Origin of the sequence: Vibrio sp. Isolate34 (assembly GCF_022397915.1) — a bacterium.
In the GTDB taxonomy this organism is placed as follows: domain Bacteria; phylum Pseudomonadota; class Gammaproteobacteria; order Enterobacterales; family Vibrionaceae; genus Vibrio.
Genome location: NZ_JAKEUO010000014.1, coordinates 94335 through 110060, shown reverse-complemented (window position 1 = coordinate 110060; position 15726 = coordinate 94335). Strand labels below are relative to the sequence as shown.

The window sequence follows — 15726 nt, the reverse complement described above, 5'->3', positions numbered from 1 at the left end:
CAAAAAGCCTAACTCACTGAAATAGCGAAGTGATCTAATAATAAAAACAGAGAAAGAAAAATACTAAAAAAAAGAAACCCCCTTTAACCGAGCCCAAGGTGCCGCGCTTTATAGCGCGGCTTTTTTTTAGCTTTTGGTTACATGTCAGATCTGAGAGCAGGATTGGAAAGCAGCTAGCTTATCTCCGACTAAAACCGAATTAGTACCAAGCTCAGTTATTTCCAAAGCTTACTTCCCATCAAAGCTTAGTTGCCACCGAAACATAGATACTTAATATCCATGTACTCATCGATACCTTCTTTAGCGCCTTCACGTCCAATACCTGACTGTTTCACGCCACCGAAAGGTGCAACCTCAGTTGAGATCATGCCGTCGTTAATACCAACCATACCGTACTCAAGTGCTTCTGCTACCTTCCACACTCGGTGGATATTCTGGCTGTAGAAGTAAGACGCTAAACCATAAATGGTGTCGTTCGCCATTTCGATCAGCTCTTCATCGCTGTCGAACTTCATAACAGGAGCGACAGGGCCAAAGATCTCTTGTTGAACGATGTCCATATCGTGCTTCACGTCTTTAAGAATGACAGGTTGAATGAACAAGCCCGCAAGCTCTTGAGTTGGAGTGGCAGGCTGCGCGCCTTGTTCAATGGCGCGGTCAATCAAACCTTGGATGTTCTGTTTTGCTCTTTCACTGATCACAGGGCCAATGTTGACGCCCGCGTCTAAGCCGTTGCCAATTTTAAGTTGCTGTACCGCTTGGTCGAATTTAGCCACAAACTCATCGTGCACCTTGCTGTGAATATAGAATCGGTTAGCACAAACACAGGTTTGGCCTGCATTGCGGAATTTCGAAGCCATTGCGCCTTGAACCGCAGCATCGATATCGGCATCGTCAAATACGATAAACGGAGCATTACCGCCAAGCTCCATCGAGGTACGTTTGATGCCTTTTGCCGCTTGAGCCATCAAGATACTGCCGACGCGAGTAGAACCAGTAAAAGAGATCTTCTTGATTAATGGATGTGATGTGAATAGCTCACCAATCTGTTCTGGGCTGTCACCCAGCACGACTTGAAGCAGGTCTTTAGGAACACCCGCTTGGTAAGCCAGTTCAACAACAGCAAACGCAGAAAGTGGCGTTTCGTCAGAAGGCTTCACAATAAAACTACACCCAGCCGCTAGAGCAGGCGCGGCCTTACGGGTGATCATCGCAATTGGGAAGTTCCACGGTGTGATGGCACATGCGACGCCAATGGGCTGCTTGATTGTCACTAAACGCTTATCCCCAGCGGTACTTGGAATCGAGTCACCATAAGTGCGCTTTGCTTCTTCGGCGAACCATTCAATAAAGCTTGCACCATAAACCACTTCGCCTGCAGCTTCTGCCAATGGCTTGCCTTGTTCTATCGTCATTAAGTGAGCAAGGTCATCCTTGTTTTCAAGGATCAGTTGATGCCAAGCCTTCAGTATCGCAGCGCGAGATTTAGCCGGAATTTTCGCCCACTCTTTTTGCGCAATATGAGCTCGCTCGATAGCACTGTCCAATTCCGCCTCAGATGAGATAGGTGCATGTCCAATAAGCTCACCCGTTGCTGGATTGGTCACGGCAACCGCGTTATTCGCTTCTGTCACCATAAAAGAGAGTAAGCGCTGGTTATTAATTTCTAGCATGTGATTCCTTCTTGATGATTACTTAACACGTGTTGGTGCTGTGCGGGTTGGTGAGTGTTCAAATTACTTCGACCAAGTCTTCATTGATCGAAGCTTAATAGTTATTTCTCAATAATACAGTGTTTATAGTGTTCAGACTGAAACGCTTACTCATTTTTATGGAATGACTACCACTGCGCTGCTCGTTGAATGTGATTGAGTAGGTTATTACACAAATTCAAACAAGACGTAAATGCGAGTATTTGATGATCGTAAGTCTTTTTAAATTAATAGCTTACGACTCATTTAACCCCTAAAAATAGGAGTGTGTAAAAAAGCAATTTAGTAAAATTCACACTGTGAAATTTTTGTTGTGAAATTGTGACAAAAATACAAGTAGTATGAAAAACATGGAAACCACACAGTAAAGAACAATTTTTAAAAGGGTCAATTGGGATGTTTGACCTTAATGAAATTCAAAGCCGTACGAGGGATAGACTATGAATATGCTGACACTAGACAAAACAGAACTTCACAGAAACCATTCAACTTTTATTGCTGAAGCTGTCTTTGCCGTCGAAATGGTGAAAGCAGACAAGCAACTCGAAAAGCAGAAAATGGCGAAACAGTTGCTTGATACTCTATTCCCTCTCGAGTCGGGTTCTCACGAAGATGTAGTGAGCTACGAGATTGACTACCGACACGTTCAGGTTTACTTCAAAAACGGTGAACACACAGGTCTGAAACGCGCTAAACACTTTGTGGCTTACACGGGTGATAAGTCTAAACCTGCTTCAATTCTGTTCCGTGATGAGAGCGGAACACACGTTGAAGTGACAATCGGCGCTCGTAAAGGCACGGGTCACTTGGAATTGGTTGATATTGAAGATATTCAACTAGAGACGTGTACCACGTTTGGTCAAACTGAGGCTAGCCGTTCTTCGGGAATCCGTCACTGGGTGAGCTTAGTAAAAGGCGATGAAAGCGGCCGCCCGAATGCATCGAGTGAAGACAAAGAGTTCACAGCGAAAAATGGCGAAGACTACAACTTAGGTTTTTGCTTCGCGATCTAATGCTCTCTATAGCGATTTAACATCTTAGCGCTGCGATACGTGGCGCTAAAATCGCACTATCGATTTCTCTTTTACCTTTGGTAATTTCCCCGCCCCTATAGCGGGGCTTTTTTGTTAGAGCTATAAGTAAATTAAGCGGTTCTTAAAATTATCTCACAAAAGTTTTTAAAAACTCACGCTAACAGTCTGGTAGGTTTAAGTATTTGTAATTTAATGTTTTTTATGTTGTATCAAGTTCGTTTTTTATAGGCTTAATGACCATAAATGACAGGGCGCTGAGTGACTATTGAGCAAAAACTCAGTCAAAATGCTTCGTGCTGTGCTATAATGCGCGTCCTGGGATTGAGCCAGTAAGTCCATTTATCACCTTGCTCGGTGGTTTTTATCACGTTTTATTTTTGTGAAATGGCGAGCCAATCAAGTAGTAGTTGGATATGGAGAGCGTCCTTATATTCGTTGAACCGGATATGCGAACATCATAATTTATGAGTTTTAAATCAAAAAAATACAGTATCGATTCTACTGACTATCAAGTTGGTCAAGACAACGTCAGTAAATGGGGCATGGATGTCCATAACACCGTCTTCGTAGCCTCAGTTGGCTTATCTCTTCTTTTCATCATCACTCTTCTTGCTCTTCCTCCTGCAGATGCTAAAGCTGCAATTGATTCTATTAAGGGTGCTGTTCTATCAAAGTTTGACTTCCTGTTTATGTGGGGAGCCAACATCATGTTAGTTTTTGCCGTTATTCTTGCATTCTCACCTCTAGGCAAAGTTCGCTTAGGTGGTGAAGACGCGACAGCGGACTATTCAATGGCATCTTGGATTGCGATGTTATTCGCAGCAGGTATGGGTATTGGACTTATCTTCTGGGGTGTTGCAGAGCCAACTGCGTTCTTCACTAACTGGTTCGGAACGCCTCTAGACGCTGAACCTTTTACAGCAGCGGGTCGTGAATTAGCACTGGGTGCAACCGTATTCCACTGGGGTTTTCATGCATGGGCTATCTATGGCATGACGGCACTTTGCCTAGCGTACTTTGTTTACAATAAAGGTCTGCCGCTATCTATGCGCTCTGTGTTCTACCCAATTTTGGGTGAGCGAGTATGGGGCAAAACCGGTGATGTTATCGACGTACTAACTGTATTAGTTACTCTGTTCGGTCTTGCGACTTCATTGGGCTTAGGTGGCACACAAGCAGCAAGTGGTATCAGCCACGTGTTCGGTTTGGACAACAACATCTTCCTACAGCAATCGATCATTGTTCTGATCATGGGCTTGGCGATCATCTCTGTTCTGCGTGGCATGGACGGCGGTGTTAAGTTCCTAAGTAACCTGAACATGGTTATTGCGTTCGTATTCCTTGGTCTTATCGCAGTATTGAACTTCACAACTGTGCTTGATTCGATGGCAACGGCTGTAACTGGCTATGTGAAAAATATCGTCGCGTTGAGCCAAAGTGCGGGTCGTGAAGACACAACATGGCTGCACGGTTGGACAGTGTTCTACTGGGCATGGTGGGTAGCGTATGCACCATTCTTCGGTATGTTCGTAGCGCGTATTTCTAAAGGCCGTACGGTTCGTGAGTTCCTACTTTGCGTACTGATCATTCCAACGTTAGTTACTTCAGCTTGGATGTCTATCTTCGGTGGCGTAGCTATCGAACAAGTGATTAATCAGGTGGGGCAACTTGGCCTTGACCAAGGCATCACAGATGTATCTCTAAGCTTGTTCTACATGTTAGATGCTTACGAGTTTGGTAGCATTCTGTCTGTTATCGCAGTCGCGCTGATCATCGTATTCTTCGTTACAACGCTAGACTCAGGTTCTATCGTTATCGATGGCATGACGGCGGGTGGTAAACTTGAAGTGCCAGTGAAACAGAAAGTGGTTTGGGCGGTTATTTCAGGTGCTATCGCAATGGTGATGCTATGGATTGGTGGTACTCAATCGATCCAAGCACTGCAATCTATTACGATTATTGCAGCACTGCCGTTTACGATTATTCTTCTGCTTGGCTGTGTAAGCTTGCTGAAAGGCCTACTGACTGAAGTCGGTAAAGGGCAAGAAACGGTTACTCCAGCAACTAAGTAAATTGCGAACTGAGTAAGTTTCTAGATAGGGACTTACTCTAATCATCAGATTCAAAGCTCCCTTGCACCGCGTGTAAGGGAGCTTTTTTATGCCGTAGAAGAAATAAGTGAAAGAGAAACAAAAAAGAGCCACAAGTGAGTAGTCACTTGTGGCTCTTTTAGTTCTTGCTATTAGATACTGATTATTAGCGGGTTTGCGCTTACGCGTTCAATTCGTGCTGAATAACGTAATCTAAAGCACCAACAACAGCAGCGACTTGAGCATCGTTACACTCTTCGTCTGTGACTTTATCGCTGTCTGGGTAAACCTCAGTGGTCGTGCCGTACTTACAATCCGTTACACCGCCACATAAGCCAAGCTTCTTCATTGGGTAGTTGATCACGCCGTGTTGAGTGACGTCTGAACCAATGATCTTGCCTTCGTCATCTGCTGGCGCAATGTGAGTTACTTTTTCAACTGAAGCGATGACCGCTGCTTGGAATTCAGGTTGAGGGTTTTCAGTGTCACCCACCGTGTAGAAACCGTCTGGGATCATGCCTTCGATGTACTCAATACCATCACGTGCGGCGAGGGCAGGGCGGAATTCAGTTTCATCAGAATCAGTTGTCTCATGAAGATCAACGTGAACCAATACTTCTGGCAGAGACGCAACTAATGCACGTAGGTTTGCTGACTCTTCAGCTGGCGTGCCCTCATAGAAAGAGCGGTTTGGATCAACAGCATTTGGGTTCCAGCGGTTGATCACTTCGTAGCCCCAAGGGCTCACACAAGGTGCAACAACAATGTTGAAGTGCGCTGTGTACTTCTCTGCTTGAGTTGCAGCGAATTTGATTGCACCATGTACACCACTGGTTTCGTAACCGTGAACACCACCTGTTACAAGAATCGTTGGCTTTGATGCGTCCCAGTTTTTGCTTTTGATAGCGAAGAGTGGGAAGCGAGCTTCGTCGTAGCTCAGTGCACCGTATTGCTCGATGTCAAAGCGGTCTTCCAGTGCTTTGATCTTTGGCACGACTTCTTGTTGATATTCACGCTTAACCGTTCTTTGAGCAAACCATGCTTGACGCTCTGCTTCTTGCCATTTTTTTCCGGGCTCACCAATAGGGTAGGTGTAGGTACTTTCCATTGTTTTATCTCTGTGGGGTACGTTGTGATGAAGTGAGAATAATCAGCAGAATGCCATCGTGCAACTCTTATTGAACCTGTGTATGGAATGGGGTGCCTGGTATTTATAACAAGCTAAGCTAAGGCGTCTTACGACGATTAATATAAGGTAAAGATCGGGATATACGCCAAATTAAGCTCATGAAAAAAGCCAGTAACTTGTGCTACTGGCAAAGCAATATCGTTAACTGATATCAAGATATATATGAGCGGCATTGAAACGAAAGGCTTTGTTGATCGAGCCCCCTTTATTTCACCGCCGAAGCGCCTATTTTACAGTCCAAGCAATCGTCTCGCCGCCACGGATTGGCACAACGATGTCTGAGCCAAATGGCATGGTTTCAGCAACGTTCCACTCTTCTTTAACAAGAGTGATGGTGTCCGTGTTACGTGGAATACCGTAGAAGTCAGGGCCGTTGTGGCTTGCAAACGCTTCTAGGTTCTCAATCTTACCTTCTAAGTCGAATACTTCTGCGTACAGTTCAACGGCAGCGTGCGCTGTATAAGAACCCGCACAGCCACATGCTGACTCTTTTGCACCTTTTGCGTGTGGTGCCGAGTCTGTACCCAAGAAGAACTTCTTGCTGCCGCTTGTAGCAGCTTCGATAAGTGCTAATTGGTGAGTGTTGCGCTTCAGGATAGGAAGGCAGTAGAAGTGTGGCTTAATGCCGCCAACCAACATGTGGTTGCGGTTGTAAAGCAGGTGGTGAGCGGTGATGGTTGCCGCTACGTTGTCGTTGGCGTTCTTCACGAAGTTTGCAGAATCAGCAGTTGTGATGTGCTCTAGAACAATCTTCAGATTAGGGAAGTCGTTCACAATCGGCGCTAGCACTGTGTCTAGGAATTGCTTCTCACGGTCAAAGATATCAACATCGTGAGTGGTTACTTCACCATGAACCAGTAGCAACATATCCACTTCTTGCATTGCTTCTAACACGTGGTAAATCTTTTGAGCCGAAGTTACACCTGAATCCGAGTTAGTCGTCGCACCTGCTGGGTAAAGCTTTGCAGCGACTACTGCACCAGACTCTTTCGCTTTGCGAATTTCGTCAGGTGTTGTGTTGTCTGTCAGGTAAAGTGCCATTAGAGGCTGGAACTGCTCGCTTGGCTGCTCTGCCATGATGCGTTCACGGTAAGCAAGAGCCATTTCGGTATCGGTTACCGGTGGGATGGTATTTGGCATGATTAACGCTCGACCATTGTAGCGGCTGATATCGCGCACTGTATCTTTTAATACTTCGCCATCGCGTAGATGAACGTGCCAGTCGTCAGGACGAGTAATCGTAAGTTGTGTCATTGAAGGCTCCCACCATTTGAAGTGTTATGTAGTTGGAGCCTAAACTCGGCGAAATCTGTGAAAGCAATCGCTTACGTTTAGGCGACAGGATGATAGTGGAAAAGCACTTTCATTTCATCCTATTTTTAACTCTTCAGGGTTAGGAGCTTGTTTTTCTTCGTATTTTATTCGGTATTTAATTTTGAGGACGAGCTATCGAGTCGCCACCCAAAGCCCGTGGATCATTCCTGGCACCCAGAAGAAGAAGGTCAGGATGATGTTAATCAGCAGATCTTTACCTGCACCACGAGCGAAGAACACACCAACAGGCGGAAGCAGTACACATAAAATGATAATGACGAGTTTGTTCATGATAAATCCTTCTTATTCAATGAAAGTTCAATGCAGTAATTGTGTTCAAAGTATAGAGCGTATGGAGAGTGTTACTGCATTGCTGCCTTAATGTATCAAGGTAGAAAGCAAAACATCTCAAGATATTAGCTTAGTATCAAGTGTTTAATGCCTGCCAGTTTATCTATTTATAACCATTTGTTAGCATTGGGACAAACAATAAAACATTGGAATCGTTATGTCGCAGTCACCTTTAGATCAAGCTCCTTCGTTATCTCAAATCAATGTGTTTCCGGTTAAATCAGTGGGCGGGATTGCACTCTCTTCTGCTTGGGTCGAAAAACAAGGCCTTACCTTCGACAGACGTTTTATGTTGGCATTGGCTGACGGTTCAATGGTTACGGCACGTAAGTACCCGAAGATGGTCAAGGTATCTTCAAGCTTGCAACCAGACGGTTTGATTTTCACTTATGAAGGCAAAGAGCCGCTGCGACTAAAATACGCGAACTTCAAGATGCAAGAAGCGCCAGCAACGGTTTGGAAAGACAGCTTCACCGCTTATACCACCAATGATGAAGCCGATGATTGGTTCAGCGATGTGTTGGGTGTTCGCGTTGAGTTGCTGTTCACTGGTGAACAATCGAATCGTGTTCGTGAAAAGCTCGGGCAGAATGTAAGTTTCGCTGATGGCTATCCAATGTTAGTGATCAGCCAAGCATCACTTGATGAGCTGAATCGTCGTAGTCCTGAAGTCCATTCGATGGATCAGTTCCGCACCAATTTTGTTGTTTCTAATACAGAAGCCTTTGCTGAAGATGGTTGGAAGCGCATCCGAATCGGCGAGGTTGAATTCGAAGCGGTGAAACCTTGTGAGCGCTGTATTTTGACGACAGTTGATGTTGATCGTGGCGAATTTAGAGCAACAAAAGAGCCGCTTAATACCTTCTCGACTTTCAGAGCCAATGAGCGCGGTGGCGTGTTCTTTGGTCAAAACCTAGTGGCAAAAAATGAAGGTTTAATCAAAGCTGGTGATGTGGTTGAGGTACTCGAAACCAAAGAGAAAGAGCACTACGAAGACACATGGGTGGAGTCGCTGCACTTAACTTGTGTTGAACGTGAAGAGATCGCTCGCGACTTTACAACGTTTTGGCTAGAGCCTGCGAAAGAGAACCACTCACTACCAAGTTATCAACCGGGGCAACATCTACCGATTGAAATGGTGATTGATGGTGAGAAGGTTTCTCGTCGTTATACCTTATCTTCAAGCCCTTCTCGCGCGGGTCGTTTAGCGATATCAGTGAAGCGTGTCGATGATGGCCAAATCTCTAATTGGTTAAATGATCACTTTCAAGTGGGTGATACCTTAGTCGCTCAAAATCCAGATGGGGCATTCTATTTGGAAGATAACCCAACACATCCATTACTGCTGTTGTCAGCGGGAAGCGGCATCACACCAATGTTGTCGATGCTTCGTTACTTAGCCGACCACGGTCAAATTGATGATGTGGTGTTCTATCATCAATGCAGCAGCGAAGAAGATATCCCTTATCAAGCTGAGATTGATAAGATCGCTAGCGAACATGCTGGTCTAAGTGTGATTTATTCACTAAGCCAACCGACCAAAGAGTGGGATGGTCTGTCTGGACGTTTAAGCGTGTCTCATATCGCTAAAATTGATGAGTTACACAAGCGTCAAGCGTTCGTGTGCGGCCCTGACGGCTTTATGGATAATGCCAAGAAATTGCTGATTCAAATGGGGCTGAATCCTCAGCATTACCATCAAGAAGCATTTGGTGTTGTTCAGTCTACTGAAGAGGCGGTGAAACAACTGCAGTTGAGCGTCAACGGCTACCTGTTCGAAGGTAACAACCAATCCACCTTGTTAGAGCAAGCTGAATCGGCGGGCGTGTCTATTTCATCTAGTTGTCGTGCAGGCTTCTGCGGTGCTTGTAAAGTGACCCTTGAGTCTGGGCAAGTTCACCAACCGGATGTACCAGCGCTGCAAGAGCATGAACGCAACATGGGACAGATACTGGCGTGTTGCAGTGTGCCTCAAACCGATATCGAAGTCGTAGACTAACTCGTTAGGCTGGAAAGAAAAGCGCACTTAATAGAAAAGGCCGGAAGTTCACTGAAATGAACTTCCGGCCTTTTTGATTCCAAGACTAATTCAAATAATTAATCGTAGATCGTTGGGATCGGTTGACGCTTGTGTTGTGTGGCTTTGTAGATACCCACTAAGCGGTCAGACACGTCTTGAGGGACTTCTTTACCTTCAAGGAAATCATCGATTTGGTCGTAAGAAAGGTTCAATGCTGCTTCGTCGGCTTTCTGTGGATCAAGCTCTTCTAGGTCGGCAGTAGGCACTTTCTTAACCAATAGCTCTGGCGCACCTAGCGTTGCTGCAAGTTCACGAACTTGACGCTTGTTCAGGCCAAACAAAGGCGCTAAATCACAGGCACCGTCACCGTGTTTGGTGTAGAAGCCAGTGATGTTTTCTGCTGAGTGGTCAGTACCAATCACAAGACCGCCAACGTAACCCGCAATTTCGTATTGTGCGATCATGCGAGCACGAGCTTTCACATTACCTTTCACAAAGTCGATTTTTGCTGAGTCTGTTGGTAGTAAACCTGTACCTTCAAGTGCAACGTGAGATGCAGCATGAAGCCCATCAACACCCGCTTTGATGTTTACAGAAACAGATTGAGAAGGCTGGATGAAAGAGAGAGCAAGTTGTGCTTCATCTTCATCTTTTTGCTCACCGTAAGGTAGGCGAACCGCAATGAACTGGTAGTCGTTGCTGCCAGAGTTTTCATTCAGGCTATCAACGGCCATCTGTGCCAAGCGGCCACAGGTCGTTGAGTCTACACCGCCACTGATGCCTAGGATCAGAGACTTGCAGCCTGACTGCTGAAGTTTCGTTTTAATAAAGTCCACACGACGAGTCACTTCGAAGTGAGGGTCAATTGAAGGTAGTACGCGCATTTCGTCACGAATTAACTGTTCCATTCGTATTCCTTTCCTGCAAGCAAATTAAAAATCTAGTGTTATCATACCTAAATCATCCGATTTAAAAACCTCTTTGCACAAGCTTAGAAAGAGAAGGCAGTAATAAATAATGGAAAAAATAGCCATTTTCGGTAGTGCGTTTAATCCACCGAGCCTAGGGCATAAAAGTGTGATTGATTCGTTGGCTCACTTTGACAAAATTCTACTCGTCCCAAGTATTGCCCATTCTTGGGGAAAAGAGATGCTAGACTTTGATACGAGATGTCAGTTAGTTAACGCATTTATCAGTGATCTTTCATTGGATCAAGTTGAGCTTTCTTTGATCGAAAAGAGCTTATTTACACCCGGCGAAAGCGTGACGACTTATGCTGTACTTAGTGAACTGCAAAAGTTACATCGTGACGCTGAACTGACGTTTGTGATTGGGCCGGACAACTTCTTCAAGTTCTCGTCTTTTTATAAGTCCGATGAGATTACTGAACGATGGTCTGTAATGGCTTGCCCAGAAAAAGTGAAAATCCGCAGCACTGACATACGTAATGCACTGATAAGTGGAAGCGATGTTGCAAAATTGAGTACTAAGTCAGTTACAAAGATGTTGCAAGATAGTGGACTGTATCAGATAATGTGAGTTCACTAATCAAGAGGTCAGAGGACTATGCTAAAGAGCGCGATACCAGCGACGTTGATCATGGCAGCATGCAGTATGCCTGCTTATGCTGAATGTGATTTTTTTAGCTTAGATTCGATCATGCTGACTTCTGATGACGACAACTGTTTGGATTTTTCTTCGAGCATTGAATCTTTCGGCCAACGTATGATGGAAATCAGTGGGCTGAGCGATGAAGAAGCGCAGAGTACACCTGATTATTGGTCTGACTGGGTACTTCAAAGTAAAGACGCACCGCTACTGACACAAAGCATAGAATCAAACTATGTAGGTTTGGGGGTGTGGTTTCCTGAAGATCTGGAAGATGAACAGTATGATATGTCTACAGAGGAGTGGCTGCTAAACCATGGCTTACAACTCAGCATTGGTTTTGGTGAGAAGGTCGAAGGGCAACCTCGTATGCGATTTGACTACCGTTGGCACGACTCGCGTGATGCTGACCTAATGATGCAAGTTGAATTGCCTTTCTAAGCGAAGAAGCTGAAGATTTGCTCTGAACCTTGAACAGACGTGAAGAATTAAAAAAGCCGCAAAATGAAGTTTTTGCGGCTTTTTAGTATCTGGACTGTGTTTTGAGAGTTCTCAGTCTCTTGGCGCTTATAGGTCGTCACCAAAAACAAGCATGCACAGTTGTTCAAACTCTTCTTCTTTTCCTGAGAACAAATCATCGATTACAGCAGCTCGCTTCTGACCTGACTGCATTCGCTTTTTCGCTTCACGCATGACCATCACCAAGGTGTGCTCTTGTGGTAGGTTAGAATCATCAATATTCCATTGATTGAATCGCTGAGACAGGGCACTTTCACAAAGCAGTGGCTTAAACGACAGCACTTCTTGCTTCAATACAGACAGCATATCTTTACAGGCTTGCTCGGTATTGTTGGCACTTGAAGTACGAGACTTAGTCAGTTCTAGCTTTTCGAGTAGTGCCAAAGATAGGTTAGTTTGCGTGATGTAACCCGCTTGTCTCGGGAATGAATCCGTCAAACGCACAGAAAAATCGACACGGTTAATCTGAGTGTTTGGAAAGTAGGTCAGTGATGTTAAGCAGTCGTATGGGATCCAGACGCTTTGCCCTGGTTCAACGGCGTACTCTTGTTTACCCAGCTTTATCAAAACCAAGCCACTTTGAACCGATACAAGGCTATGTTTAAGTACTTTCTTGCGTGGTGTGATCACCAAGTGTGAAAAGTAAGCCGATGTATATTCAATAGCGAAGTTCATAGATAGTACCTTAATTTTGGGGCGTCAAGATTACCGTTAATCTCAAAGAATGCCAACAATAACAGGGGATTTTCAATGTTTCTGGTCTGACCTTGTCAAAAGTATGGGCTCTGTAGCTGCGAGAAGTCAAAACAACGCGTAGAATGAGCCAGCTTTTTATTATATGAATTAAAAAATGACCTCTCCAACCGATCCATATGTTGATATTCGTCCTTACGGCGATGATGAAATTCCAGCGGCACTAAACCGCCTTATTAATGATGAAGAATTTATCAGTGCGATACTGCACTACCGTTTTTCAAACCATGCGTCTTGGTTCAAAGCATTAATGAGTCCAATTTTACGTGTGTACTTAAAAATGAAGTGGAGCAAGCTGACTAGCGTTGAATCCATTCAGATTGAAGTGAAAAAGTACTTACGTGACACGCTTGCTAAGACCACAAACGGTGTGACTTACACAGGTGTAGAGTCACTGGATGTAAATCAAGCTTACCTGTTTGTATCAAACCATCGTGACATTGCTATGGATCCGGCGTTAGTCAATTACGCTCTGCATCAAAATAATCATCAGACTTGTCGCATCGCGATTGGTGATAACCTGTTGAAGAAGCCATGTGCGACTGAATTGATGCGTTTGAACAAGAGTTTCATCGTTAAGCGTTCTTTAAAAGGTCCGCGTGAAATGATGAAAGCGCTGGGCCAACTCTCTTCTTACATTAAGCACTCTCTAGAGACAGGTAACTCTATCTGGATCGCTCAAAAAGAAGGCCGTGCTAAAGACGGTAACGATTTTACAGAGCCAGCTATCTTGAAGATGTTCCACGTTGAAGGGCGTAAGCAGAAGATCGCTTTCCCTGAGTATGTGAAATCATTGAAGATCGTACCGGTCGCTATTTCTTATGAAAACGATCCGTGTGATACGGCTAAAGCCATCGAGCTTTTTGAAAAAGACGTTAACGGCAGCTACGAAAAAGGTGAGTTTGAAGATATCGAAAGTATCATTCAGGGCATCATTGGTAATAAAGGTCGCGTGCACGTTGGTTTTGGTCAGGTTATCGACCAAGATTTTGATACGCCAGAAGCATTGGCCGAAGAGATCGATCGTCAGATCCACGAAAACTACAAACTGTTCCCAGTGAACCTACTGGCAGCAGACAAAGAAGACGAGTCGATTACCGCTGCGGTTAAGCAAGAGTTTGAAGAGAAGCTATCGAGCTTACCTAAAGGTGCGCGTCAGTATCTGATTGATAGCTATGCGAACCCAGTGAAGAACATTGGTTAGCGAACACCTTTCTTAATAAGCACCAGTTGGTTTATTGATTGAATTGAAAAGGAGCCTCGGGCTCCTTTTTTGTTTTTGCTGCTTTATCTCTGCTTTATCTTTGCGTTAAAGAGCCAGAACTGTCGGATGAGTTAGCGAGCGACTGCGCCACCCAACTCTAAATTGGTTGGCCATGTGGTCACGGTGTTTCCACCAAGGTAAATATTACCTCTGACTGTCATGGTGTCTGGAAATGCAGTAATTGCTGAGCCGCCAATATATAAGTCACCGTCAATCACGATTCCGTTGGGTAGCTCTGTTAAAGGTGTGCGGATCACGCTTAAGTCACCTTTCACTCGAAAGCCGTTTGGTAGCCTTTGCAGGGGGGTGTCGGTGAGGTTGATAAATCCGCCCACTCGCACACCTCTTGGCCAGCTAGTGATTTGGCTTCCAATCAAATCGGCATAGCCTTTTATCTTAACCCCAGTCGGAACTCTTGCGAGTTGGCTGTTAGAGGCTTTTAGGCTGCCGTTAATTTCTAAGCCTTTAGGTAGACGTTTGATCGCCGTATTTTCGATATTGAGATTGCCATCGACCACTAAGCCCGTTGGAAGCGAAGTATAAGGCTTATTACGTAGATATAAGTTTCCGTAATTATCGAGATGGTTCAATATTTGATAGTGATCGAGTGGTTCAGCACTGACATTTGTTATGGTTAAGGAACCAATAATAAGTGAAATTATTCTGAGCATAACGGGCTTCTTATTACGATAGACGTTAACACTATAATGGAAAAATTATTCTCGCATAGTGTTTTACCCATTTGGCAGTAGGTGAAAGAGGAATTAAGCGATAATGGCAGGTAAATCAATGATTAGACTAAACACCCAAATAATTGGGGTCTTTCTGGTTGCAGCTTCAATGTTTGGCTCTATACCTGTAAGTGCGAACAAAGTAATTTCAACACCCGCTAAGGCAGCAGTGTTGGTGACTCAAGGCGGGCCACAGCAACGAGTTTGTTATTACGATGATAAGGCTTATAGCATTGGTGCAGTGTTGGAGGTTGGTGGTGTCGTGATTCGGTGCGCTGCAGAAAACGATTTTGAGCAAAATGGTTCATTGGCTTGGATTGAAATAAAAAAAGACGAGTAAATCTACTCGTCTTTTAATAAGAATATAAATGCTTATATTAACGCGCTAGAGAGCGAGTCTTAAGTTCAAAAATAATCTTTTCAGCGCTGACTTCAAATTTAAAGCGAGCATGCAATTCCGTGCTTTCCTCTGTCATCTCTGACGCTTCAAATTCAACGTTGCTAGACACTTGTTTAGCAAGCTCAACGTACTTAGCAAACTCAGTTTCAATGACTGCTTTAGAGTTACCGTAAACCGTTACTTCAGCAACATCGTCGCCTTCTTTGATGATGAACCCGATTTCGCCTGCACAGCCGCAAGCCTCACATACATCGTTGTTACCCATATCTTGGCTCATAAATAATCCTCTTACAAAGTCTGAGGTTATTCTAACGAGCAATTTGAACTGTATCTACAAAAATTAAAATCTTTGAACTAATTTATACTGGTATGCTATGTTGTTTGTTGAAGGGGTTAAATGAATTTGTACATTTGCGTCGCCAAATATGTATGTGATCTATCTCATGTTTTGTTGATAAGCAGTGTCATTAATTTGTTAGAATATCATTCAGTTAGTTGCGTCATAACAGATTTTATAAGACTATCTATTGCTTGATAGGTATTTATACAATGAATTTATTGTTGGGTGTTTGATATTCTAAGTTGTTATTTTCGATTAACCACTTAGAGAGGTAAGGTGACTTTCGAAGAATAATTAGACAAAGTGCCCAAAGAGGCAGCACTGTAAACTTGTTCGTACAAAGTATTTGTTGGTATTTAATGGAAATACTTGCGAAAAAATACCTTGCTCAGATAATGCTG

At 44.2% G+C, this 15726-nt stretch carries 15 protein-coding genes; 7 read left to right on the top strand and 8 right to left on the bottom strand.

The window, feature by feature from the left end; translation table 11 throughout:
- Positions 1–245: 245 nt before the first annotated feature.
- Complete coding sequence (locus L1D22_RS15555; RefSeq protein WP_239830472.1) at positions 246–1673, bottom strand: NAD-dependent succinate-semialdehyde dehydrogenase; 1428 nt, start codon at positions 1671–1673, stop codon at positions 246–248.
- A gap of 479 nt (positions 1674–2152) precedes the next feature.
- On the opposite strand from L1D22_RS15555, the gene L1D22_RS15550 reads away from it, so the two are divergent.
- The gene (locus L1D22_RS15550) at positions 2153–2725 is read left to right on the top strand and encodes a hypothetical protein (RefSeq protein ID WP_123284843.1); all 573 of its coding nucleotides are present in this window, start codon (positions 2153–2155) and stop codon (positions 2723–2725) included.
- 485 nt (positions 2726–3210) lie between these two features.
- Positions 3211–4818 carry a BCCT family transporter gene (locus L1D22_RS15545; protein WP_239830471.1) on the top strand — a complete coding sequence of 536 codons (1608 nt, stop codon included), beginning with the start codon at positions 3211–3213 and terminating at the stop codon, positions 4816–4818.
- A gap of 199 nt (positions 4819–5017) precedes the next feature.
- Here L1D22_RS15545 and L1D22_RS15540 read toward each other — a convergent pair whose 3' ends face one another.
- The 3 genes from L1D22_RS15540 to L1D22_RS15530 form a co-directional block, all read right to left on the bottom strand.
- The gene (locus tag L1D22_RS15540; protein WP_239830470.1) at positions 5018–5944 is read right to left on the bottom strand and encodes a M14 family metallocarboxypeptidase; all 927 of its coding nucleotides are present in this window, start codon (positions 5942–5944) and stop codon (positions 5018–5020) included.
- A gap of 306 nt (positions 5945–6250) precedes the next feature.
- Entirely contained in the window at positions 6251–7279 is a 1029-nt protein-coding gene (pyrC, locus tag L1D22_RS15535; protein WP_239830469.1) for a dihydroorotase, read from the bottom strand.
- A gap of 192 nt (positions 7280–7471) precedes the next feature.
- Entirely contained in the window at positions 7472–7630 is a 159-nt protein-coding gene (locus L1D22_RS15530; RefSeq protein ID WP_004731890.1) for a YqaE/Pmp3 family membrane protein, read from the bottom strand.
- Positions 7631–7847: 217 nt separating this feature from the next.
- Between L1D22_RS15530 and L1D22_RS15525 the strand changes: the two genes are divergently transcribed.
- Positions 7848–9689, top strand: a complete 1842-nt coding sequence (locus L1D22_RS15525; protein WP_239830468.1) for a hybrid-cluster NAD(P)-dependent oxidoreductase — start codon at positions 7848–7850, stop codon at positions 9687–9689.
- A 98-nt stretch (positions 9690–9787) separates the two neighbouring features.
- Here the strand turns inward: L1D22_RS15525 and nadE are convergent, their stop codons facing one another.
- Complete coding sequence (nadE, locus tag L1D22_RS15520; RefSeq protein WP_017062768.1) at positions 9788–10618, bottom strand: ammonia-dependent NAD(+) synthetase; 831 nt, start codon at positions 10616–10618, stop codon at positions 9788–9790.
- Between the two features lie 109 nt (positions 10619–10727).
- On the opposite strand from nadE, the gene L1D22_RS15515 reads away from it, so the two are divergent.
- Together L1D22_RS15515 and L1D22_RS15510 are read left to right on the top strand one after the other, a co-directional pair.
- Positions 10728–11249, top strand: coding sequence for a nicotinate-nicotinamide nucleotide adenylyltransferase (locus L1D22_RS15515; RefSeq protein ID WP_239830467.1), 522 nt, complete (start codon positions 10728–10730; stop codon positions 11247–11249).
- Positions 11250–11276: 27 nt separating this feature from the next.
- A complete protein-coding gene (locus tag L1D22_RS15510; protein ID WP_239830466.1) occupies positions 11277–11759 on the top strand; it encodes a hypothetical protein in 483 nt (160 codons plus the stop codon).
- Positions 11760–11885: 126 nt separating this feature from the next.
- Here the strand turns inward: L1D22_RS15510 and L1D22_RS15505 are convergent, their stop codons facing one another.
- The gene (locus L1D22_RS15505; RefSeq protein WP_017629457.1) at positions 11886–12512 is read right to left on the bottom strand and encodes a hypothetical protein; all 627 of its coding nucleotides are present in this window, start codon (positions 12510–12512) and stop codon (positions 11886–11888) included.
- Positions 12513–12687: 175 nt separating this feature from the next.
- On the opposite strand from L1D22_RS15505, the gene L1D22_RS15500 reads away from it, so the two are divergent.
- On the top strand, positions 12688–13794 hold the full coding sequence (locus tag L1D22_RS15500) for a 1-acyl-sn-glycerol-3-phosphate acyltransferase (protein WP_239830465.1): 1107 nt from the start codon (positions 12688–12690) through the stop codon (positions 13792–13794).
- Positions 13795–13925: 131 nt separating this feature from the next.
- Here the strand turns inward: L1D22_RS15500 and L1D22_RS15495 are convergent, their stop codons facing one another.
- Entirely contained in the window at positions 13926–14525 is a 600-nt protein-coding gene (locus L1D22_RS15495) for a hypothetical protein (protein ID WP_239830464.1), read from the bottom strand.
- 103 nt (positions 14526–14628) lie between these two features.
- On the opposite strand from L1D22_RS15495, the gene L1D22_RS15490 reads away from it, so the two are divergent.
- Positions 14629–14925 carry a YnjH family protein gene (locus tag L1D22_RS15490; protein WP_239830463.1) on the top strand — a complete coding sequence of 99 codons (297 nt, stop codon included), beginning with the start codon at positions 14629–14631 and terminating at the stop codon, positions 14923–14925.
- A gap of 37 nt (positions 14926–14962) precedes the next feature.
- Here L1D22_RS15490 and L1D22_RS15485 read toward each other — a convergent pair whose 3' ends face one another.
- Positions 14963–15262 (bottom strand): YfcZ/YiiS family protein, encoded by a 300-nt coding sequence (locus L1D22_RS15485; protein ID WP_239830462.1) that lies wholly within the window; start codon positions 15260–15262, stop codon positions 14963–14965.
- Between the last annotated feature and the right edge of the window lie 464 nt (positions 15263–15726).